This window comes from Ruegeria sp. AG1 (assembly GCF_056541705.1).
The window spans coordinates 338,721-359,889 of sequence record NZ_JBQFYU010000005.1 but is presented as its reverse complement, the minus strand read 5'-3'; the positions used below and the strand labels follow the sequence as shown (position 1 = coordinate 359,889).

Genomic DNA, 21,169 nt, shown 5'->3' with positions numbered 1-21,169 from the left:
TCTTGGTTGCTTTGATAGAGATCAAGTAGGAAAGCGAATGTCAGTAGAGATAAAGTTTGATCATTCCAACTGTGACGAATGCCCGATTCGTCATCGGGCCGTCTGCGCCCGGTGCGATGCGGACGAGCTGCAGTCCCTTGAAGAGATTAAATATTATCGAAGTTTCGAAGCGGGTCAGACGATCATCTGGTCCGGCGATCAGATGAACTTTGTCGGCTCGGTCGTGTCGGGTATCGCGTCCCTAACCCAGACGATGGAGGACGGGCGGACCCAGATGGTGGGTCTGTTGCTGCCCAGTGATTTCGTTGGGCGTCCGGGGCGTGATTCTGCGCCATATGACGTTCAGGCCACCACGGATGTGGTGATGTGCTGCTTTCGCAAGAAGCCGTTCGAAGGGTTGTTGAGTGAGACCCCTCATATCGCGCATCGGCTTTTGCAGATGACTCTGGACGAGTTGGACGCAGCGCGGGAATGGATGCTTGTTCTGGGTCGCAAGACGGCGCGGGAGAAGATCGCCAGCCTGCTTTCTATCATCGCGCGCCGGGATGCCTCGATCACGCAGAAAGGGCTGTCAGGCCCACTCGTATTCGACTTGCCGCTGACGCGTGAGGCGATGGCGGACTACCTCGGTCTGACGCTTGAAACGGTGAGCCGACAGATATCGGCCTTGAAAAAGGACGGGGTTATCGTGTTGGAAGGCAAACGCCACGTGACCATCCCCGATCTGGGTCGCCTTATGGAAGAGGCCGGAGATGACTCGGACGGAGGTTTCTTGGTTTAGACGCCACCCGCCAGTCACATACCAAAGCGATCGAGCCGCCCGGCAGGGCGGCTTTTTTTGGTTCAGGACGCGATCAGTGTGCCATGAAGACCGGTACAGCGGATTGTTCCAGCATGTTGCGCGTAGCACCGCCAAGGATCGCTTCGCGAAAGCGGGAATGGCCGTAGGCGCCCATGACAATCATATCTGATTCCGTATCCGTAGCGTGGCGGTTCAGAATGTCAGACACCCGCGTCATGGTTTTGCTGAGGACTTCGATATCGCACCGGACACCGTGCCGCGCGAGCATCTGGGACAGCATGCCACCTGGGTCAGAGCGGTCGGGCCCATGCCGTGGCGGGTCGATCACCACGATACGTGCCAGATCGGCATCTTTCAGAAATGGCAGGGCGCAGCGCACCGCGCGCATAGCCTCGACGCTTTCGTTCCACGCGATCATGATGTTTTTAGGCTTCGAAACAGGTTGCCCCGCGTTCGGGACGACCATGACCGGAGCGTGACCTTCGAACATGGCGGCTTCGACAATCGGTTCCGCTTCGGCACCGCGCCCTTCGCCATAGGGGTGCGGTAGGACAACCAAATCCGAGAACCGTGCCCGATGGGCAACGTGGCGTCCAATGTCCGCTATCTGGGCGACTCCGTTTTCGGCCGACCACCGCACACCGGTTTTTCCCAGAAAATCCTCGGCATAGCTTAGCAGTTCATCGGCCTCGGCATTGGCCCGGCTGAGGGTTTCCTGAAGGATAAGTGCGTTCGCCCCGGCGTAGTAATACCCTGTCTGACTGCGATCTACGCCCAGGCACAGGGCCTCGGCATGACCATCCTGCGCTTCGGCCAATGCCGCTGCCTGAGACAACGCTGCCTGCGCATTCGTAGTTTCCGTCATGATTGTGAGAATTGATTTGTAAGCCATATCGACCTCGTCTTTCGAGCAGCCGATCCAATGCGACCAGCGCCCCTCCACTTGACTATGGGTGTCACAGAAAACAACGGATTGTCTTGACTCAGATCAAAGCGGCAGAGGGTGTTCTTCTACATTACGGTGGACAGTCAAAAAGGTTCTGTGCGGCACGTAAATCGCGCAGGGCAGGGTAAAGGGACGCAATATGTCGAATTACATCAAGCTGATCGTGCTTGGTCTGGTCGTGCTGTTTGCCGCGATCGGGTCCAATTATGCACGCGATTTGGCGTATCAGGTGCATGCGATACTGGTGATGATCATCGCCGGTGGTCTGTTCATCTGGACGCTTCGAAACACGGATGAGCCAGATATTCTTGTCGATCGCTCCGGCGAGTACATGGACGGCGTGATCCGCTACGGCGTGATCGCAACTGCCTTCTGGGGCGTGGTCGGGTTCCTGGCGGGAACTTTTATTGCGTTCCAGCTGGCATTTCCGACGCTCAACTTCGAATGGGCGCAAGGCTATCTGAACTTTGGGCGGTTGCGTCCGCTGCACACCTCTGCGGTGATTTTTGCCTTTGGCGGTAACGCTCTGATCGCGACCTCGTTCTACGTGGTCCAACGCACCAGCGCGGCGCGCCTTTGGGGCGGAAACCTGGCCTGGTTCGTGTTCTGGGGCTATCAGCTGTTCATCGTTCTGGCAGCGACCGGATATGTTCTGGGTGGCACGCAGTCCAAGGAATATGCCGAGCCTGAATGGTATGTGGACCTGTGGCTGACCATCGTCTGGGTCGCCTATCTGGCTGTCTATCTGGGTACGATCATCAAACGGAAAGAGCCGCATATCTATGTGGCCAACTGGTTCTACCTGGCCTTTATCGTGACCGTTGCGATGCTGCACTTGGTCAACAACATGACCATCCCGGTCAGTATCTGGGGTTCGAAATCGGTTATCGTCTGGTCGGGCGTACAGGATGCTATGATCCAGTGGTGGTATGGCCACAACGCTGTGGGCTTCTTCCTGACTGCGGGCTTCCTGGGCATGATGTACTACTTCATCCCGAAACAGGCCGAACGTCCAGTATTCTCCTACAAGCTATCGATCATCCACTTCTGGGCACTGATCTTCCTGTATATCTGGGCCGGTCCGCACCACCTGCACTATACTGCGTTGCCGGATTGGGCCTCGACGCTGGGCATGGTGTTCTCGATCGTACTGTGGATGCCGTCCTGGGGTGGTATGATCAACGGTCTGATGACCTTGTCGGGCGCATGGGATAAGCTGCGCACCGACCCGATCATCCGTATGATGGTCATCTCGGTTGGCTTCTATGGCATGTCCACCTTTGAGGGTCCGATGATGTCGATCCGTGCGGTGAACTCGCTCAGCCATTACACCGACTGGACCATTGGTCACGTACATTCGGGCGCGCTGGGCTGGAACGGCATGATCACCTTTGGTGCGCTGTACTATCTGGTGCCTGTCCTGTGGAAGCGTGAGCGTCTGTACTCCTTGCAGATGGTCAGCTGGCACTTCTGGCTCGCCACGATTGGCATCGTTCTCTATGCCGCGTCGATGTGGGTCACTGGTATCATGGAAGGCCTGATGTGGCGCGAAGTGGATGCCAACGGCTTCCTGGTGAACTCGTTCGCTGACACCGTTGCCGCCAAGTTCCCGATGTATGTGGTCCGCGGTCTGGGTGGGGTTCTGTTCCTCGCTGGCTCAGTGATCATGTGCTACAACCTGTGGATGACTGTGCGTAAGGCACCGGCCAAAGAGGCCAGCCTGACCGTCGCAGTCCCGGCTGAATAAAGGAGGCCGGAGCAATGGCAATTCTTGACAAACACAAAGTGCTTGAGACCAACGCGACCCTTTTGCTGATCTTCAGCTTTCTGGTCGTGACCATCGGTGGCATCGTTCAGATCACCCCGCTGTTCTATCTTGAGAACACCATCGAGAAGGTGGAGGGCATGCGCCCCTACACTCCTCTCGAGATGGCGGGCCGTGAGATCTACATCCGCGAAGGCTGCTATGTCTGCCACAGCCAGATGATCCGCCCCATGCGGGACGAGGTAGAACGCTATGGCCATTACTCGCTGGCGGCCGAGTCGATGTATGACCACCCGTTCCAGTGGGGGTCCAAGCGGACCGGGCCTGATCTGGCACGTGTCGGCGGTCGTTACTCGGACGATTGGCATGTACGCCACCTGCGCGATGCGCAATCGGTGGTACCGGAATCGGTGATGCCGAAATATGGCTTCCTCGAAAACCGCAAGATCGACGGCAAGTATATCGGCGATATCATGGCAGCAAACGCGGTAGTCGGTACACCCTACACCGACGAGATGCTGGAGAACGCGCAAGCCGACTTCCGCGCTCAGGCCGATCCCGACAGTGACTATGACGGGCTGCTGGAGCGCTACGGTGACAAGGTCAACGTGCGCAACTTCGATGGTCAATCTGACCTGACCGAGGCTGACGCGCTGATCGCCTATCTGCAGATGCTGGGCACGCTGGTCGACTTCTCGACCTTCACGCCTGACGCTAACCGCTGAGGGAGGGTGCAATGGAAGAATATACGCTCCTGAGGCAGTTCGCAGATAGCTGGATGTTGCTTCTGCTGTTCGCCTTCTTTGTTGGCATTATTGTCTGGGTGTTCCGCCCAGGCGCCAGCAAGGAATATAGCGACACCGCCAACATCCCTTTCCGGCACGTTGATGCACCCGCACCACAGCAAGACCAACCCGCCACATCTGAGGAGGCGCGGAAATGACTAAGACACCTGAAAAACAGCCGGGTGACCCGAATACAACCGGTCACAGCTGGGACGGCATCGAAGAATTTGACAACCCGATGCCCCGCTGGTGGCTGTGGACCTTCTACGCCACGATCTTCTGGGGTGTGATTTACACGATCATGTATCCCGCATGGCCACTGGTTCAGTCGGCAACGGCAGGCGTCATGGGTTGGTCATCTCGGGCCGAAGTCCAGCAAGAGCTGGTCTCGTTCGAAGAGGCCAACGCCCCGTGGAATGCCAAACTGGTGGACACCCCGCTGGAGGAGATCTCCGCTGATCCTGAGTTGCAGCAATATGCCGTCAACGCAGGCAGCTCCGTGTTCCGCACCTGGTGTGCGCAGTGTCACGGCTCGGGCGCACAAGGCGCGGCGGGCTTCCCGAACTTGCTGGACGACGCATGGCTGTGGGGCGGCACGATGGAGGATATCCATTTCACCGTCAGCTATGGGATCCGGAACGAGGAAAGCGATGATGCGCGCTATTCCGAGATGCCGGCCTTCGGCGAGATCCTCGAACGGGAAGAGATCACCCAGGTGGTTCAGTACGTGATGTCGCTGACCAATGCGCAGACCGACGATGCGGCCGCGCAGGCAGGTAAGGTTGTCTTTGAAGACAATTGTGCCGCCTGCCACGGCGAGGATGGCAAAGGCGACGTCTTCCAAGGCGCGCCGAACCTGACGGATGCTATCTGGCTCTATGGCGGCAGCGAAGAGGCCCTGACTGAAACGGTGACCTACAGCCGTTTTGGCGTGATGCCCCCGTGGGATACCCGCCTGACCGAGGCGCAGATCCGCGCCGTGACCGCCTATGTCCACCAACTGGGTGGCGGTCAGTAAGGCTAAAAGAATACCTTGGGGCGGCTTGCCGCCCCTAGGTCCCGGCACCGGCTGTTCCATCTGTTCGCGCGTTTCCTGAACAGCCGGTGCCTATTTCCAAAACCATCATAGGGCCATTGGCCAATCCAGAACAGACCGCGTTTCAAAGGTCTTCAAGATCGACCGTGCGCGGGTGTTTCCTCCACCAATGATGCTCGGGCAACCAGCGCGCTTTGTTGCGGGCTAGTTTTGGTGCGTCCCTGAGATGGGGCTCGTTGATCCGTGTCGCGGTCATGAACGATTTCGCAAAAACACTCAGCATGGGGCTTTCCTTTCGCGTTTTCTGTATGCGCCTAGGATGATGTTTCCCTGTACAGGATGCGAGCCAATTGCTATTTCTATATGTAAGCTGGGATTACATATGAACTGGTTGAAACTGCCTCCTCTCTCGTCCCTTCGCGCTTTTTCGGCTTTTGCTGAGAAGGGTGGTGTGGTGCAGGCCGGAGCGGCGCTGAATGTGAGCCATGCTGCCATAAGCCAGCAGTTGCGCGTGCTGGAGAAGCACATGGGTGTGGCTCTGGTCCGGCGCGATGGAAAGTCGCTTTCCCTGTCACCCGAAGGCGCGCATCTGGCCCGTGCCGTGCAGCTTGGGTTCGGCTCAATCGGCGCTGCCGTGGAAGAGGTGATGAGCGCGGGTGGCGCCCGTCCGGTTCACGTGTCGCTGACACCAACCTTCGCCGCCTCGTGGTTGATGCCGCGACTGCCGGAATTTCAGGCCAAATACCCTGAAATCAGCCTGACGATCGACCCTTCTCCGCATCTGGTGGAATTGACGCCGGGCGGCGTCGATGTTGCGATCAGATACGGCTCCGGAGGGTGGCTCGGTGTGGATTGCGAAATGCTGCTTGAAACCCCTTTTGTTGTCGTTGCGGCCCCCAGCCTGCTGGGCGGTCGATTGGGTTGGACGCCGGAGGAGTTGAGCCAGCTGCCTTGGCTGGAAGAGTTTGGCACCACCGAGGCCTCGACCTGGCTGGCCAGACGCGGGGTGGATCATCCGCCTCAGGGGAGGCGCATCTCGCTGCCGGGGACCTTGCTGCTTGAAGGGCTGCGGGCAGGGCAGGGTGTCACAGCTACGGTGCGACATTTCGTCGAGCAGGACATCAAGGCGGGCCGCCTTGTCGAGCTCCATACTGAGCCGGAAAGCAGCGGATACCACGTTTTGACGGCCAAAACGCCTCTTAGACCGGCGGTAAAGACCTTTGTCAGCTGGCTGAGGCGGCAGGCGGGTGACGCGCGGTAAAAGATGATTGTCCGATGCGCGTTTTGACCCATGTCAATGTTTGCGCGTCCATGATCTGGAAGAACACACTTCCATAAGACCCATCCTTGGAGCCAGCCAGTGAGCGATTCCGATCCCGCCCCCAGCTTGTATGCCGCCCGAGAACCTATCTTTCCTCGGCGTGTCTCAGGTCCTTTCCGGAACCTGAAATGGATTATCCTGATTGTGACCTTGGGGATCTACTACGTCACCCCATGGATCAGATGGGACCGAGGGCCCAGCCTGCCGGATCAGGCTGTGTTGCTGGACCTGGCCAACCGCCGCTTCTATTTCTTCTGGATCGAGATCTGGCCGCACGAATTCTACTTTGTTGCGGGCCTTCTGATCATGGCCGGTCTTGGGCTTTTCCTGTTCACATCGGCCTTGGGCCGGGTGTGGTGCGGATATGCCTGCCCGCAGACTGTCTGGACCGACCTGTTCATTCTGGTCGAACGCTGGATCGAGGGTGATCGCAACGCCCGCTTGCGCCTGCACCGGCAAGAGAAGATGGACCTCCGCAAGGCCCGTTTGCGTTTGACGAAATGGACCGCATGGTTCCTGATCGGCCTCGCAACCGGCGGAGCCTGGGTCTTCTACTTTGCCGATGCGCCAACCCTTCTACGTGATTTGGTGACCGGCAACGCACACCCGGTTGCCTACACGACCATGTTGATCCTGACCGGCACCACTTTCTTGTTTGGCGGCTTCGCGCGCGAACAGATCTGCATCTATGCCTGCCCGTGGCCACGCATTCAGGCGGCGATGATGGACGAGGATACTCTGGTCGTCGGCTACCGTGAATGGCGCGGCGAGCCGCGCGGCAAAGGTAAGCGCACGGCAGATTCCGAGTTGGGTGATTGCATCGACTGCATGGCCTGCGTAAATGTCTGCCCCGTTGGTATCGACATTCGTGATGGTCAGCAGTTGGAGTGCATCACGTGCGCCCTGTGCATCGACGCCTGCGACGACATGATGGCCAAGATCGGTAAACCTCGGGGTTTGATCGACTATATGGCGCTGAGTGATGAGGCGCATGAACGCGCAGGTCAGCCCCCTAAGAATATCTGGAAGCACATTCTGCGTCCGCGCACGATCATGTATACTGCTTTGTGGTCTCTAGTCGGTTTCGCGCTGCTGTTTGCCCTGTTCATCCGGTCCGATATCGACCTGACGGTCGCGCCTGTACGCAATCCGACCTTTGTGACGATGTCGGATGGCACGATCCGCAACACCTATGATGTGCGCCTGCGCAACAAACATGGCGAAGAACGTCCGTTCAATCTGTCTCTGACCGGCGATCCGGCCATGCTACTGGAAATCGAAGGCGTTGACGGGCAAACTGTTACTGTGGCCCCTGATACCGCGCAACTGGTGCGGGTCTACATTACGGCGGCGCCTGACACGGGGCCTGCGCGTACAGATACGTCTGCCGTGCGGATTTGGGTCGAAGACCTCGACAGCGGTGAACGCGCCTATAAAGACACAAGCTTCAACGGACGAGGGAACTGATCATGTCCGAGCGGAAATTCACCGGTAAACACGCCCTTGCGGTGTTCGTATGTGCCTTTGGTGTGATCATCACGGTGAACCTGATCCTGGCCTATAGCGCGGTCAAAACCTTCCCGGGGCTGGAGGTCAAAAACTCCTATGTCGCCAGTCAGGAGTTCAATGACCGCCTCAAGGAACATCAGGCGCTGGGTTGGGAAGTACGCGCAGAAAACACGGGCGGTCTGCTGATCCTGCACATCACCGACGCCACCGGCGCGCCAGTGCAAGTGGCCGAATTGCAGGCTGTTGTGGGTCGAGCCACGCATGTGCGCGACGATTTCTCGCCCGACTTCACCTTTGACGGGCTTGCCTATGCAACGCCTGCGACGCTGGGCAAGGGGAACTGGAACATCCGTTTGGTCGCCCGCGATCATTCGGGGGCTGAGTTCGCTCAGCGGGTTCCTTTGTACGTGAAAGGGTAGGGCGGTGACGGTTCAGCTATCCTCAGGTACGGCGGCTTGTCCGGGGTGTATCGCCGCCCCGGCGGAAGCTGCGCGGCCGATCCCTGAGGATGTTCAGATCGTGTTGTCTCTGCCCGGCATCCATTGCTCGGCTTGTATCGCCAATGTCGAGCGGGCTTTGAACGCCCATCCGGGGGTCGAGGACGCGCGCGTCAACCTGACCCTGAAACGTGCGATGATTAAAGCCGCGCCTGAAATGCGCGCTGCTGATCTGATACCGGTGTTGGAGCACGCGGGTTATGAGGCGCATGAACTGGACGCCGGCGCCCTGTCGGCCACCAGTGCGGACAAGGCGGGGCGCGACCTGCTGATGCGCTTGGCGGTGGCCGGGTTTGCCTCGATGAACGTGATGCTGCTGTCGGTATCGGTCTGGTCGGGGGCGACGGACGCGACGCGGGACATGTTCCACTGGATCTCTGCTGCGATCGCCCTGCCTGCGATTGCTTTCTCGGCCCAGCCCTTCTTTGCCAATGCATGGTCCGCTTTGCGTGTGCGTCGGCTGAACATGGATGTGCCGATCGTTCTGGCGATCCTGCTGGCGCTTGTGACATCGCTTTGGGAAACAGCACTCAGCGGCGAACACGCCTATTTCGACGCCGCCCTGACGCTGACCTTCTTCTTGCTGGCGGGTCGGTACCTGGACTACCGCACCCGCGCCGCTGCTCGGTCCGCGGCTGAGGAGCTGACAGCGCTGGAGGTCCCTCGTGCCCTTCGGTTGATCGACGGCACCGAAGAAGAGGTCGCCGTATCTGCTTTGGCCGTTGGTGACCTGATCCTTGTACGACCAGGTGGGCGGATGCCGGTGGACGGCCAGATCGTCTCGGGGCGGTCGGAATTGGACCGCTCCCTGCTGACGGGTGAGACCCTGCCGGTGTTTGCCGAGGCAGGCCAGATCGTCAGCGCGGGCGAGGTCAACTTGACCGGCCCTCTGACCATCCGCGCCAAGGCGGTCGGCGAAGACACATCCCTGCATCGTATGGCCGATCTGGTCGCCATCGCCGAATCCGGCCGGTCTCGATACACCTCTCTGGCGGACAAGGCGGCCAAGCTATATGCCCCCGGCGTCCACATCCTGTCGGCGCTCAGCTTTGTGGGCTGGTACATCTATTCCGGCGACCTGCGCACGGCTTTGAACATCGCGGCAGCGGTGCTGATCATCACTTGCCCCTGCGCGCTGGGGCTGGCGGTTCCTGCGGTGACCACCGCGGCCTCGGGCCGGTTGTTCCGCAAGGGGATGCTGATCAAACACGCCACCGCGCTGGAGCGACTTGCCGAGGTCGACACGGTCGTCTTCGACAAGACCGGCACTCTGACCTCCGGCGCGCCCGAGGTGACCAATCTGGGCGATCACGCCACTGCCGACCTTGCAATCGCACTGGCTCTGGCCGAGGCATCGGCACATCCCTTGTCGGTCCCTTTGGCCAAAGCCGCGCGTGAGGCCGGGATCAAACCCGCCAAGCTGCGCGACATCACCGAGGTTCCGGGCTATGGCACGGAGGCCCTGTATCGAAACCAGCGCGTGCGTCTGGGACGCGCGGCTTGGGTTGGTGCGGAACAAGGGGTCGAGACCTCCGCATGGCTATCGGTTGGATCGAACACGCCGGTGGCCTTCCGGTTTACCGATGCCTTGCGACCGGGCGCGGCCGAGGCTGTCTCGGGCTTCGCTAAAACCGGAAAGCAGGTGATCCTGATTTCGGGCGATTCGACGGGGGCCGTGAAAGCTTTGGCCGAGAAGCTGGGGATCGAGAATTGGATTGCCGAAGCGCTGCCTCAGGACAAGGCGCAGCGCATTCAGGACCTCAGCAAACAGGGCCACAAGGTCCTGATGGTGGGCGATGGCCTGAACGATACGGCTGCCCTTGCAGCGGCCCATGTGTCCATCTCACCTGCCTCGGCTTTGGATGCGGCGCGGGTTGCGTCTGACATCGTTCTTCTGGGGACGGACCTGTCCCCCATCGCGGATGCCTGCGATACAGCCGTCAAAGCTACGAAACGGATTCGCGAGAACTTCCGTATTGCCACCGTCTATAACGTGATTGCGGTGCCGCTGGCGGTGATCGGGCTTGCCACGCCTTTGATCGCGGCTTTGGCGATGTCGACCTCGTCGATTACCGTATCTTTGAACGCCCTGCGGCTGAGGTAACTGTCATGGAAGTGCTCGCCTATCTGATCCCGATTTCCCTGTTTATGGGCGGAATTGGCTTGGTTGCTTTTGTTTACACGGTCCGCTCGAACCAATACGAAGACCCCGAGGGCGATGCGCGCCGTATCCTTAGCGATGAATGGGATGACAAACCCAAGCAGTAGCTGGCTGAGGATGCAAAATCACAGTTGATCCCAACCGCCCTTGAAATTGCCGCAATGCCCGGCTATGTCCGGCCTATCCGCTAGCAGAGAGACCCCGCCAAATGGCCACCACCAACCCGATCCAGTTCATTCAGCAAGTTCGAGCCGAAGTTTCCAAGGTCGTCTGGCCGACCCGGCGCGAGGTGCTGTTGACCACGGTCATGGTGTTCATCATGGCTGCTTTGACCGCTGTATTCTTTGCCTTGGTCGATCTGGGCATTCGTGGCGGCTTGCAACTGATCCTGGGCGCGTTCAGCTAACCGCCCTTGGGCGCGGAAACACCGCAGCCCCCCTTGCACAGCGCGGAATCTCAGAGTAGTTCACACGGGACTATTCGGAATGGGCGTGTGGCGATTCGGGCTGCGCGCCGCTTTTTATTCCGGAACACGCGGACAGGCCGCGACAGGATTTCAATACAGGGCGAACCCGCAATGCGGGGCTTGGCCCAAGACAAACAAGGACGACAGGCTCATGGCGAAACGGTGGTACTCGGTCAGCGTTCTTTCGAATTTCGAAAAGAAGATCGCAGAGCAGATCCGCACGTCGGTGGCTGAACAGGGCCTTGAGGACGATATCGACGAAGTACTGGTCCCCACCGAAGAGGTGATCGAAGTCCGTCGCGGCAAGAAAGTCACCACCGAACGCCGCTTTATGCCCGGTTACGTTCTGGTGCATATGGAAATGTCGGATCAGGGCTATCACCTGATCAACTCGATCAACCGCGTCACCGGCTTCCTTGGTCCCCAAGGCCGCCCGATGCCGATGCGCGACGCCGAAGTGAACCAGATCCTGAACCGCGTTCAGGAAGGTGAAGAAGCGCCGAAGCTGATGATCACCTTCGAGGTCGGCGAGAAGGTCAAGGTCAACGACGGCCCGTTCGAGGATTTCGACGGCATGGTCGAGGGCGTAGACGACGAGAACCAGAAGCTGAAAGTTTCGGTTTCGATCTTTGGCCGCGAGACGCCTGTGGAACTGGACTTTACGCAGGTGACCAAGCAGGGCTGAGTCGCTTCTATCAGAATTTTGGACGCCGCGTTGCCACTGGCGGCGCGGCGTTTTATGTGCGCTACCCTTGCGGGGCAACGTACTCATCTGAGAATTTACGAAGAATGATCGTGTCAACTTGCTAAAATGATAAACTGCTTAAAAAATGTTTGAGCGATAGGAAACTCATTATGTGGTTAGATGCTGTTGTAATTGACAAGATTGGGTCCAATGGGGCGCTTCAAACGATACAGCTTCGCCCCCAAAAAGAAGGAGACACAATTCTCGCGGATCTCCTTGAGAACATTGATGAGTCCTTTAGAGACTCATCTGTTATCGAAGATATAGGTCCGCTGAGGGTCTACGAAAACGATGACTTCAAGGTTAATTACGCGGCTTCTTCGATTAGAAACATCTCCCTCGGCTCCAACGGCAATCTATTCATTCAATATGATCATTTTCATATTCCTGTTTTCCATGGCTACTTCGCTGCCATTTTCCCCCGCGGGTGGCGACTAAAGCAGATAAACATCTACGATCCGTATGACGACAATACGGATAATCCTCTCGAGAAGAGAAGCTATAGAGATGTAGATGTCTGCTATAGTACGCAAAGCCGATGCAGCTTTGCTCAACTCAATATGCGTACACTCGAGAAGCGACAAATTTTTTCTCTCGGGATCGTGGCTGAGGCAACAAAGGCAAAAAACTCAGGGCCGTTTGTAGACCGCGTTTGCGACAAAGTACAAATCCGGTTTACTGACCCTCGGCATGGCGGTGACTTCAAGGAGTTTCTTAACTCTTCCAATCAGTTGGCGAGGGCGTCGGTGAATGGAGAATTGCCTCCCGTGAATGTTGGAATGTCTGGACCGCTCCCGACCGTCCAAACAGACTTGGTGGGTTGGTTGAAACTACTGCGGCAGAAAATCAGGCCTGCACCTCGATAAGCAGATTTGTCTTTAATTGGCCTGTACTCGACGATCTTGTGGTGGGTTGTAGCGACCAGAGTGGACCATAACTGGTCGTTCCAAATTGCATAGCCAGCCACTTGCCAACCCCACCAATCCCCTATAAACGCCGCCTCTATCGTCTTCAGGCGAGATTCTCTCGTGGGAGGTTTCAGGGATCGCGATCCCGGATCGGACCACGCAACATAAACCGGGTGGAACGCGTTTCACCTACGTTGAAAGGAAAACCAAATGGCTAAGAAGCTTGCTGGTACGATGAAACTGCAGGTTCCTGCAGGTCAGGCGAACCCGTCGCCTCCAGTTGGTCCGGCGCTGGGTCAGCGCGGCATCAACATCATGGAATTCTGCAAGGCGTTCAACGCCAAGACCGCAGACATGGAGCAAGGTGCTCCTTGCCCGACCGTGATCACCTATTATCAGGACAAGTCCTTCACCATGGACATCAAGACGCCGCCCGCGTCTTATTACCTGAAAAAAGCAGCTGGTCTGAAGCCGGTCGGCAAGCGCAACCGTCCTCGTGGCGCGGAAAACCCCGGTCGTGAGACCGTGGCCACCGTGACCACCAAGCAGGTTCGCGAAATCGCCGAAGCCAAAATGAAAGATCTGAATGCCAACGACGTCGAAGGCGCAATGCAGATCATCCTGGGCTCGGCCCGCTCCATGGGCATCGAGGTGAAGTAAGATGGCAAAACTCGGTAAACGTACCCGCGCTGCGCGCGAAGCTGTCGCCGGCAAGGAAAACCTGTCGGTTGAAGAAGCAGTTGCCCTTGTAAAAGGCAACGCGACCTCGAAATTCGACGAGACCATCGAAATCGCGATGAACCTGGGTGTTGACACCCGTCACGCGGACCAGATGGTTCGTGGCGTAGTCGGCCTGCCGAACGGCACCGGTAAAGCGATGCGCGTTGCTGTTTTCGCTCGCGGCCCCAAGGCGGACGAAGCGAAAGAAGCTGGCGCAGATATCGTTGGCGCAGAAGACCTGATGGAAACCATCCAGGGCGGCACCATCGAATTCGATCGCTGCATCGCCACCCCGGACATGATGCCGATCGTTGGTCGTCTGGGTAAAGTTCTGGGCCCGCGCAACCTGATGCCGAACCCCAAAGTTGGCACCGTGACCATGGACGTGAAAGCGGCCGTGGAAGCAGCCAAAGGTGGTGAAGTTCAGTTCAAAGCTGAAAAAGGTGGCGTTGTGCACGCAGGCGTGGGCAAAGCGTCCTTCGACGAAGCCAAGCTGGCTGAAAACGTCCGTGCCTTCATCTCGGCTGTTGCGAAAGCCAAGCCGTCGGGCGCCAAAGGCACCTACATGAAGAAAATTGCACTCAGCTCGACCATGGGCCCGGGTGTGACACTGGACGTGGCGGCTGCAGCAGGCGAATAAGCCTTAACGCAGACGTAGCAATCCATGAATCCCGAGTAGCGCAAGCTGCTCGGGTTTTTTGATGCGCTAGCGAAAGGCCTGTTTCAGTCGTGCTTGCAGCCGCTCTCGTTTGCGCAGTTCAAACTCGCTGCAGGTGATTTCGGGTTGCCAGAGGCGCAGCCAGTCCTTCAGCAATCGGCCCCGCAGGCAGCAATCGAGAATCTGTGTGTCGATCGGGTGGCGATACTGGCGGAAGAACATCTCTTTGTTGCGGGTCAGAGCGCCGCTTCGGTCGACGTCTTTGTCCGCCCCGTCTCGGAAGATATCCGCTTTCAGAAAGTCGACGATATCGTAGGCGGCCAGCTTGTCGCGGGCCTCGGTGAAATCCAGCCCGATGGCGGTGCCTTGGCCCATGATCAGGTTCAGGCCGTGAAAATCCCCATGGGAAAACACGCGCAGGTCGGGGCGGTTTTTCAAGGATGCAGCTTCGGCCAGAAATTCCTCGACCAAGGGCTGGCTGATGTCCGAGACGTGCGAGGGAACTTGGGTGGACTGCTCGCGTATGCTGTCGATCATCCAACGCGGCCGAAATGCGTAGTCCGTGGCGTTTTGAACCCCGTGCAGGTCATGCAGCCACGACCCCGCACGGCGATAGACTTGCGCCACCTGGGCGTCGTCTTCGCTGTTGTAGATGATGTCCGTCGCGGTTGGACGCTCGACAAACTCAGTCACCATGAACACGCCGCTTGGCGACATGTAGACGGGACGAACGACCCGGTTGTTTTGGGACGTCTTGAAGTGTTCGGTCAGTTGCACCAGCAGGTCGAACTCTTTGCGGAGGCGTCCCGTTTCCGGTGACAAGGTATCAAGTTTCAACGCGTAGGAACGGTTCGATGTTTCGACCTTCCACACCAGACGTGTATCGGGAAAGGCATGGGATCGGCAATGGAATCGGATCCGTGTGATGGGCATGTCCGAACAGGCCTGTGCCAACTCATCGGCACAGGTGCTGGCCTTGTCGAATTCTTCCAGAGTAACCGCTGTCATTTTGCCTCAAGCCCGGAGTGTTTTCGGGCATTCATATCGGAGGTGACCGTAGCTGAAACCCACTGTCAATGATATTGCTGGCGTCTATTGACCCATGGGCAGATCGTCCCTCATACAAAGGGTGTATTCCGCCTTGATGCCGCAAGTGCAAATAGGGGCAATTTACCCCTTGGAAACCCCCGCCATCTGCCCTAAGTAGAGCTGCGGAGCAAAGCGTGCGATTCGTCGTGCGCTTTATTTCGTTTCGTCCAAGACGGTGGGTGGTGCCATATGGCCCCTTAATTCCCTGCCTGAGACGGGTAAGACCAAAGAATTCTGAGGGTCCCACCCTCGGGCGCATTTTGGCCAATCCCGTAACAACGGACCTGAACGCCGGGGTTAACCCCTCGGCAAATATGAGCCGGGGTGAGTGATCGCCCCAAACTTGGAGAGAACTGTGGATAGAGCCCAGAAAGAGAAAGTGGTCGAGGAACTCGGCCAAATCTTCGAAAGCTCTGGCGTCGTAGTGGTTGCTCACTACGCCGGTCTGACAGTTGCCGAGATGCAGGACCTTCGCGCACGTGCTCGTGACGCGGGCGGCTCCGTGCGTGTTGCCAAGAACAGGCTCGCCAAAATCGCCCTTGAGGGTAAGCCGTGTGAAAGCATGGCCGACCTGCTGACAGGGATGACCGTTCTGACCTATTCCGAGGACCCCGTGGCAGCAGCCAAGGTGGCCGAGGACTTCGCCAAAGAGAACCAAAAGTTCGAAATCCTTGGCGGTGCAATGGGCGAGAACGCTCTGGACCGGGCTGGTGTTACAGCCGTGTCGAAAATGCCGTCGCGTGAAGAGCTTATTGCTACGATCGCCGGTATGCTTGGCGCGCCTGCTTCGAACATCGCCGGTGCAATTGGCGCACCTGCAAGCAACATCGCAAGCATCCTTTCCACCATCGAAGAGAAGGCGGAAGCTGCGTAAGCGGTTGGCACTGAATGATCTGCGTAGGGGATACCCCCTGACGTTGGAACACACACTGTAAACGGAAAGAGCTGATAAAATGGCTGATCTGAAAGCACTCGCAGAAAGCATCGTGGGTCTGACCCTGCTGGAAGCACAAGAACTGAAAACCATCCTCAAAGACGAATACGGCATCGAGCCCGCAGCAGGCGGCGCAGTTGTCATGGCTGCTGGTGGCGACGCCGGCGGTGCAGCTGAGGAAGAAAAAACCGAATTCGACGTCGTTCTGAAGAACGCCGGCGCATCGAAAATCAACGTCATCAAAGAAGTTCGCGGCATCACCGGCCTGGGCCTGAAAGAAGCCAAGGAACTGGTCGAAGCCGGCGGCAAGATCAAAGAAGGCGTGGACAAAGCAGAAGCAGAAGACGTCAAAGCCAAGCTGGAAGCAGCTGGCGCCGAAGTCGAACTGGCCTAAGCTTAGTCTCTGGCGCATCGCTGATGTGCCGAAAAATTTGGCTGGGTCCGGAGAAATCCGGGTCCAGCCGAACCTGTCTTAGAAAGGGCCTCAATTCGTGGGGCGTTTTCTAAGACACGGTTTTCGGATCGGGAGGCCGCCTTCGGGACGGTGGCCACGAATTGATCCGGGCGTGTCGTCTCGAATGTGCAAGATGCCGGGGCCCGACGGTGTCTTTGCCCGCTGAGAACATCGAAAGGTGACATCTGACATGGCTCAAACGTTCCTTGGCCAGAAACGTCTTCGTAAATATTACGGCAAAATCCGCGAAGTGCTGGAGATGCCGAACCTCATTGAGGTACAGAAATCTTCTTATGATCTTTTCCTGCGCTCCGGCGATGCAGAACAGCCCACAGACGGCGAAGGCATCAACGGCGTGTTCCAGTCGGTTTTTCCGATCAAGGATTTCAACGAAACCTCCGTTCTGGAGTTCGTGAAATACGATCTGGAAAAACCGAAATACGACGTCGAAGAGTGCATGCAGCGCGACATGACCTACAGCGCACCGCTGAAGGTCACTCTGCGTCTGATAGTGTTTGATGTCGATGAGGACACCGGCGCGAAATCGGTCAAAGACATCAAAGAACAGGACGTGTTCATGGGCGATATGCCCCTGATGACACCGAACGGGACGTTCATCGTGAACGGCACCGAGCGTGTGATCGTGTCCCAGATGCACCGCTCGCCCGGTGTGTTCTTTGACCACGACAAGGGCAAAACCCATTCCTCGGGCAAGTTGCTTTTTGCCTGCCGCATCATCCCGTATCGCGGCAGCTGGTTGGACTTTGAGTTCGACGCCAAAGACATCGTTTTCGCCCGTATCGACCGTCGCCGCAAACTGCCTGTGACAACCCTGCTATACGCGCTGGGTCTGGATCAGGAAGCGATCATGGACGCATATTACAACACCGTGTCCTACAAGCTGGACAAGAAGAAGGGCTGGGTCACGCCGTTCTTCCCCGAGCGTGTACGCGGCACCCGTCCGACCTATGATCTGGTTGACGCCAAATCCGGTGAAGTGATTGCCGAAGCGGGCAAGAAAGTCACTCCGCGCGCGGTCAAGAAGCTGATCGACGAGGGCACCGTTACCGACCTGCTGGTTCCGTTCGATCACATCGTTGGCAAATATGTCGCCAAGGACATCATCAACGAAGAAACCGGTGCGATCTATGTCGAAGCCGGTGATGAGCTGACGCTGGAATATGACAAGGACGGCGATCTGATCGGCGGCACCGCTAAAGAGTTGATCGACGCGGGTATCACCGACATTCCGGTTCTGGACATCGACAACGTCAATGTTGGTCCGTACATGCGCAACACCATGGCGCAGGACAAGAACATGAACCGCGAAAGCGCGCTCATGGACATCTACCGCGTCATGCGCCCGGGCGAGCCGCCCACCGTCGAAGCCGCGTCGGCCCTGTTCGACACCCTGTTCTTCGACAGCGAGCGTTATGACCTGTCCGCCGTTGGCCGCGTGAAGATGAACATGCGTCTGGCTCTGGATGCGCCCGACACTCTGCGCACGCTGCGCCGCGAAGACATCGTGGCCTGCATCAAGGCGCTGGTGGAACTTCGTGACGGTAAAGGTGACATCGACGATATCGACCACCTCGGCAACCGTCGTGTGCGTTCGGTCGGCGAACTGATGGAAAACCAGTACCGCGTTGGCCTGCTGCGCATGGAGCGCGCCATCAAAGAGCGTATGTCGTCGGTCGAAATCGACACCGTCATGCCTCAGGACCTGATCAACGCGAAACCCGCTGCGGCTGCTGTTCGCGAATTCTTCGGCTCGTCGCAGCTGTCGCAGTTCATGGACCAGACCAACCCGCTGTCGGAAGTCACCCACAAACGCCGCCTCTCGGCGCTTGGCCCCGGTGGTCTGACACGTGAGCGTGCGGGCTTTGAGGTGCGCGACGTACACCCGACCCACTATGGCCGGATGTGCCCGATTGAAACGCCGGAAGGTCCGAACATCGGTCTGATCAACTCGCTGGCCACCTTTGCCCGCGTGAACAAGTATGGCTTCATCGAAACACCTTACCGCGTTGTCAAAGACGCTGAGGTGACCGATGAGGTTCACTACATGTCCGCGACCGAGGAAATGCGTCACACCGTGGCGCAGGCGAACGCGACGCTGGATGCGGATGGCAAGTTCATCAACGACCTGGTGTCGACCCGTCAGGCCGGTGACTACACCCTCGCTCCGCGCGAAAATGTGGACCTGATCGACGTGTCGCCGAAACAGCTGGTCTCGGTCGCTGCATCGCTGATCCCGTTCCTTGAAAATGACGACGCCAACCGCGCTCTGATGGGCTCGAACATGCAACGTCAGGCGGTTCCGCTGCTGCGCGCCGAAGCGCCGTTGGTCGGTACCGGGATCGAGGAAAAGGTTGCGATCGACTCGGGTGCTGCGATTCAGGCGAAGCGCGCCGGTATCATCGACCAGGTCGATGCCCAGCGTATCGTTATCCGCGCGACTGAGGATCTGGAACTGGGCGACGCTGGCGTTGACATCTATCGTCTGCGCAAATTCCAGCGGTCTAACCAGAACACCTGCATCAACCAGCGTCCGCTGATCAAGGTGGGTGACACCGTCCAGAAGGGCGAGGTCATTGCCGATGGTCCGTCGACCGATATGGGTGAACTGGCCCTTGGTAAGAACGTGGTCGTCGCGTTCATGCCGTGGAACGGTTACAACTACGAAGACTCGATCCTGATCTCGGAACGTATCGCGCGTGATGACGTCTTCACCTCGGTCCATATCGAGGAATTCGAAGTCGCCGCCCGTGACACCAAGCTGGGCCCGGAAGAGATCACCCGCGACATCCCGAACGTCGGTGAAGAAGCGCTGCGCAACCTCGACGAGGCGGGCATCGTTTACATCGGTGCGGATGTTGAGCCGGGCGATATTCTGGTCGGCAAGATCACTCCGAAGGGCGAAAGCCCGATGACCCCGGAAGAAAAGCTGCTGCGCGCCATCTTTGGTGAAAAAGCATCTGACGTGCGCGACACCTCGCTGCGCGTGAAGCCGGGCGATTACGGTACTGTCGTCGAAGTCCGCGTCTTCAACCGTCACGGCGTCGAGAAAGACGAGCGTGCGCTGCAGATCGAGCGTGAGGAAGTCGAACGTCTGGCCCGTGACCGGGACGACGAGCTGGCGATTCTAGACCGCAACATCTATGCGCGTCTGCAGGGCCTGATCCTGGGCAAAACCGCTGTCAAAGGCCCGAAAGGCGTCAAGGCGGGGTCGGTGATCACCGAGGACCTGCTGGAAACCCTGACCCGTGGTCAGTGGTGGCAACTGGCGCTGGAAGGCGAGCAGGACGCACAGATCGTTGAGGCTCTGAACGAGCAGTACGAAGTGCAAAAGCGTGCTCTGGACGCCCGTTTCGAGGACAAGGTCGAGAAAGTCCGCCGTGGCGACGACCTGCCGCCGGGCGTGATGAAGATGGTCAAAGTCTTCATCGCCGTGAAGCGCAAGCTGCAGCCGGGCGACAAGATGGCCGGTCGTCACGGGAACAAAGGTGTGATCTCCAAGGTTGTTCCGATGGAAGACATGCCGTTCCTTGCTGATGGTACGCCGGTTGACTTCTGTTTGAACCCTCTGGGCGTGCCTTCGCGAATGAACGTTGGTCAGATCCTTGAAACCCACATGGGTTGGGCCGCACGCGGTCTGGGTCTGAACATCGACGACGCTCTGGGTGAATATCGCCGTTCTGGCGATCTGACCCCTGTTCGCGAAGCGATGAAGCTGGCCTATGGCGAGAATGTCTACGAAGAAGGCATCACCGGTATGGACGAGGATGGCCTGATCGAGGCTGCGGGCAACGTGACCCGCGGTGTTCCGATCGCAACCCCGGTCTTTGACGGTGCCAAAGAGGCTGACGTCAACGACGCGCTGGTGCGTGCGGGTTTCTCGGAAAGCGGTCAGTCGGTTCTGTTCGACGGTCGTACCGGTGAGCAATTCGCACGTCCGGTGACCGTGGGCATCAAGTACCTGCTGAAACTGCACCACCTGGTGGACGACAAGATCCACGCGCGTTCGACCGGGCCGTACAGCCTGGTGACCCAGCAGCCGCTGGGTGGTAAGGCGCAGTTCGGTGGTCAGCGCTTTGGTGAGATGGAGGTCTGGGCTCTGGAAGCTTACGGCGCCGCTTACACCCTGCAGGAGATGCTCACCGTTAAATCGGATGACGTCGCCGGCCGGACCAAGGTCTATGAGTCGATCGTCAAGGGCGAGGATAACTTTGAAGCGGGCGTACCGGAATCGTTCAACGTTCTGGTTAAAGAAGTCCGTGGCCTCGGCCTGAATATGGAACTCCTGGATGCGGAGGTTGAGGAGTAAGGGCGCTGCCCTTTCTCCCGTCCCCCCTTCCGCAAGATTTGAGGTA

Annotated in this window: 21 protein-coding genes; 18 read left to right on the top strand and 3 right to left on the bottom strand. The window is 58.2% G+C overall.

Annotated elements, in window-relative coordinates:
- Positions 1-37: 37 nt before the first annotated feature.
- A complete protein-coding gene (gene fnrL, locus ACR0B5_RS10095; protein ID WP_170375417.1) occupies positions 38-781 on the top strand; it encodes a transcriptional regulator FnrL in 744 nt (247 codons plus the stop codon).
- 73 nt (positions 782-854) lie between these two features.
- Here fnrL and ACR0B5_RS10090 read toward each other — a convergent pair whose 3' ends face one another.
- Positions 855-1,694: a universal stress protein gene (locus tag ACR0B5_RS10090; protein WP_170690606.1), complete on the bottom strand. Its 840-nt coding sequence runs from the start codon at positions 1,692-1,694 to the stop codon at positions 855-857.
- A 193-nt stretch (positions 1,695-1,887) separates the two neighbouring features.
- On the opposite strand from ACR0B5_RS10090, the gene ccoN reads away from it, so the two are divergent.
- The 4 genes from ccoN to ccoP are packed head-to-tail and all read left to right on the top strand — an operon-like array spanning position 1,888 to position 5,316.
- Positions 1,888-3,495: a cytochrome-c oxidase, cbb3-type subunit I gene (ccoN, locus tag ACR0B5_RS10085; protein ID WP_170375413.1), complete on the top strand. Its 1,608-nt coding sequence runs from the start codon at positions 1,888-1,890 to the stop codon at positions 3,493-3,495.
- 14 nt (positions 3,496-3,509) lie between these two features.
- On the top strand, positions 3,510-4,238 hold the full coding sequence (gene ccoO / locus ACR0B5_RS10080; RefSeq protein ID WP_170375411.1) for a cytochrome-c oxidase, cbb3-type subunit II: 729 nt from the start codon (positions 3,510-3,512) through the stop codon (positions 4,236-4,238).
- Between the two features lie 11 nt (positions 4,239-4,249).
- A complete protein-coding gene (locus ACR0B5_RS10075; protein ID WP_170375409.1) occupies positions 4,250-4,456 on the top strand; it encodes a cbb3-type cytochrome c oxidase subunit 3 in 207 nt (68 codons plus the stop codon).
- Positions 4,453-5,316 (top strand): cytochrome-c oxidase, cbb3-type subunit III, encoded by an 864-nt coding sequence (gene ccoP / locus ACR0B5_RS10070; protein ID WP_480540205.1) that lies wholly within the window; start codon positions 4,453-4,455, stop codon positions 5,314-5,316. Before ACR0B5_RS10075 ends, ccoP begins: the two co-directional genes overlap by 4 nt.
- A 142-nt stretch (positions 5,317-5,458) precedes the next feature.
- Here ccoP and ACR0B5_RS10065 read toward each other — a convergent pair whose 3' ends face one another.
- Positions 5,459-5,617 (bottom strand): hypothetical protein, encoded by a 159-nt coding sequence (locus tag ACR0B5_RS10065; RefSeq protein WP_475220378.1) that lies wholly within the window; start codon positions 5,615-5,617, stop codon positions 5,459-5,461.
- Positions 5,618-5,716: 99 nt separating this feature from the next.
- Here ACR0B5_RS10065 and ACR0B5_RS10060 point away from each other — a divergent pair, with 99 nt between their 5' ends.
- The 10 genes from ACR0B5_RS10060 (at position 5,717) to rplA (ending at position 14,301) form a co-directional block, all read left to right on the top strand.
- The gene (locus tag ACR0B5_RS10060) at positions 5,717-6,595 is read left to right on the top strand and encodes a LysR family transcriptional regulator (protein ID WP_480540204.1); all 879 of its coding nucleotides are present in this window, start codon (positions 5,717-5,719) and stop codon (positions 6,593-6,595) included.
- A 99-nt stretch (positions 6,596-6,694) separates the two neighbouring features.
- Complete coding sequence (gene ccoG / locus ACR0B5_RS10055) at positions 6,695-8,122, top strand: cytochrome c oxidase accessory protein CcoG (protein ID WP_480540203.1); 1,428 nt, start codon at positions 6,695-6,697, stop codon at positions 8,120-8,122.
- Positions 8,123-8,124: 2 nt separating this feature from the next.
- Entirely contained in the window at positions 8,125-8,583 is a 459-nt protein-coding gene (locus tag ACR0B5_RS10050) for a FixH family protein (protein ID WP_170460237.1), read from the top strand.
- A 4-nt stretch (positions 8,584-8,587) separates the two neighbouring features.
- A complete protein-coding gene (locus tag ACR0B5_RS10045; RefSeq protein ID WP_480540202.1) occupies positions 8,588-10,765 on the top strand; it encodes a heavy metal translocating P-type ATPase in 2,178 nt (725 codons plus the stop codon).
- A 5-nt stretch (positions 10,766-10,770) separates the two neighbouring features.
- Positions 10,771-10,929 carry a cbb3-type cytochrome oxidase assembly protein CcoS gene (gene ccoS, locus ACR0B5_RS10040; protein WP_480540201.1) on the top strand — a complete coding sequence of 53 codons (159 nt, stop codon included), beginning with the start codon at positions 10,771-10,773 and terminating at the stop codon, positions 10,927-10,929.
- A 101-nt stretch (positions 10,930-11,030) separates the two neighbouring features.
- Positions 11,031-11,228 carry a preprotein translocase subunit SecE gene (gene secE, locus ACR0B5_RS10035; RefSeq protein WP_050605011.1) on the top strand — a complete coding sequence of 66 codons (198 nt, stop codon included), beginning with the start codon at positions 11,031-11,033 and terminating at the stop codon, positions 11,226-11,228.
- 211 nt (positions 11,229-11,439) lie between these two features.
- A complete protein-coding gene (gene nusG / locus ACR0B5_RS10030) occupies positions 11,440-11,973 on the top strand; it encodes a transcription termination/antitermination protein NusG (protein WP_170427716.1) in 534 nt (177 codons plus the stop codon).
- Positions 11,974-12,143: 170 nt separating this feature from the next.
- Positions 12,144-12,899 carry a hypothetical protein gene (locus ACR0B5_RS10025; RefSeq protein ID WP_475220373.1) on the top strand — a complete coding sequence of 252 codons (756 nt, stop codon included), beginning with the start codon at positions 12,144-12,146 and terminating at the stop codon, positions 12,897-12,899.
- A 252-nt stretch (positions 12,900-13,151) separates the two neighbouring features.
- Entirely contained in the window at positions 13,152-13,601 is a 450-nt protein-coding gene (gene rplK / locus ACR0B5_RS10020) for a 50S ribosomal protein L11 (protein ID WP_113791694.1), read from the top strand.
- Between the two features lies 1 nt (position 13,602).
- Positions 13,603-14,301 (top strand): 50S ribosomal protein L1, encoded by a 699-nt coding sequence (rplA, locus tag ACR0B5_RS10015; protein WP_170375389.1) that lies wholly within the window; start codon positions 13,603-13,605, stop codon positions 14,299-14,301.
- Between the two features lie 66 nt (positions 14,302-14,367).
- Here rplA and ACR0B5_RS10010 read toward each other — a convergent pair whose 3' ends face one another.
- On the bottom strand, positions 14,368-15,327 hold the full coding sequence (locus tag ACR0B5_RS10010; RefSeq protein WP_480540200.1) for an aminoglycoside phosphotransferase family protein: 960 nt from the start codon (positions 15,325-15,327) through the stop codon (positions 14,368-14,370).
- Positions 15,328-15,763: 436 nt separating this feature from the next.
- Here ACR0B5_RS10010 and rplJ point away from each other — a divergent pair, with 436 nt between their 5' ends.
- From rplJ to rpoB, 3 genes are all read left to right on the top strand, one after another.
- Positions 15,764-16,282: a 50S ribosomal protein L10 gene (gene rplJ, locus ACR0B5_RS10005; RefSeq protein WP_170375385.1), complete on the top strand. Its 519-nt coding sequence runs from the start codon at positions 15,764-15,766 to the stop codon at positions 16,280-16,282.
- Between the two features lie 79 nt (positions 16,283-16,361).
- The gene (rplL, locus tag ACR0B5_RS10000) at positions 16,362-16,736 is read left to right on the top strand and encodes a 50S ribosomal protein L7/L12 (protein WP_008204003.1); all 375 of its coding nucleotides are present in this window, start codon (positions 16,362-16,364) and stop codon (positions 16,734-16,736) included.
- Between the two features lie 250 nt (positions 16,737-16,986).
- Entirely contained in the window at positions 16,987-21,123 is a 4,137-nt protein-coding gene (rpoB, locus tag ACR0B5_RS09995; protein WP_480540199.1) for a DNA-directed RNA polymerase subunit beta, read from the top strand.
- Positions 21,124-21,169: the final 46 nt, after the last annotated feature.

Bases quoted from the DNA above. Each gene is read 5' to 3' on its own strand.
- ccoO (WP_170375411.1), top strand. From the start codon at position 3,510: ATGGCAATTCTTGACAAACACAAAGTGCTTGAGACCAACGCGACCCTT.
- ccoS (WP_480540201.1), top strand. From the start codon at position 10,771: ATGGAAGTGCTCGCCTATCTGATCCCGATTTCCCTGTTTATGGGCGGA.
- ACR0B5_RS10075 (WP_170375409.1), top strand. From the start codon at position 4,250: ATGGAAGAATATACGCTCCTGAGGCAGTTCGCAGATAGCTGGATGTTG.
- ccoP (WP_480540205.1), top strand. From the start codon at position 4,453: ATGACTAAGACACCTGAAAAACAGCCGGGTGACCCGAATACAACCGGT.
- rplK (WP_113791694.1), top strand. From the start codon at position 13,152: ATGGCTAAGAAGCTTGCTGGTACGATGAAACTGCAGGTTCCTGCAGGT.
- ACR0B5_RS10060 (WP_480540204.1), top strand. From the start codon at position 5,717: ATGAACTGGTTGAAACTGCCTCCTCTCTCGTCCCTTCGCGCTTTTTCG.
- ACR0B5_RS10050 (WP_170460237.1), top strand. From the start codon at position 8,125: ATGTCCGAGCGGAAATTCACCGGTAAACACGCCCTTGCGGTGTTCGTA.
- secE (WP_050605011.1), top strand. From the start codon at position 11,031: ATGGCCACCACCAACCCGATCCAGTTCATTCAGCAAGTTCGAGCCGAA.
- rpoB (WP_480540199.1), top strand. From the start codon at position 16,987: ATGGCTCAAACGTTCCTTGGCCAGAAACGTCTTCGTAAATATTACGGC.
- ACR0B5_RS10025 (WP_475220373.1), top strand. From the start codon at position 12,144: ATGTGGTTAGATGCTGTTGTAATTGACAAGATTGGGTCCAATGGGGCG.
- rplA (WP_170375389.1), top strand. From the start codon at position 13,603: ATGGCAAAACTCGGTAAACGTACCCGCGCTGCGCGCGAAGCTGTCGCC.
- ACR0B5_RS10090 (WP_170690606.1), bottom strand. From the start codon at position 1,694: ATGGCTTACAAATCAATTCTCACAATCATGACGGAAACTACGAATGCG.
- ccoN (WP_170375413.1), top strand. From the start codon at position 1,888: ATGTCGAATTACATCAAGCTGATCGTGCTTGGTCTGGTCGTGCTGTTT.
- fnrL (WP_170375417.1), top strand. From the start codon at position 38: ATGTCAGTAGAGATAAAGTTTGATCATTCCAACTGTGACGAATGCCCG.
- ACR0B5_RS10010 (WP_480540200.1), bottom strand. From the start codon at position 15,327: ATGACAGCGGTTACTCTGGAAGAATTCGACAAGGCCAGCACCTGTGCC.
- nusG (WP_170427716.1), top strand. From the start codon at position 11,440: ATGGCGAAACGGTGGTACTCGGTCAGCGTTCTTTCGAATTTCGAAAAG.
- rplL (WP_008204003.1), top strand. From the start codon at position 16,362: ATGGCTGATCTGAAAGCACTCGCAGAAAGCATCGTGGGTCTGACCCTG.
- ACR0B5_RS10065 (WP_475220378.1), bottom strand. From the start codon at position 5,617: ATGCTGAGTGTTTTTGCGAAATCGTTCATGACCGCGACACGGATCAAC.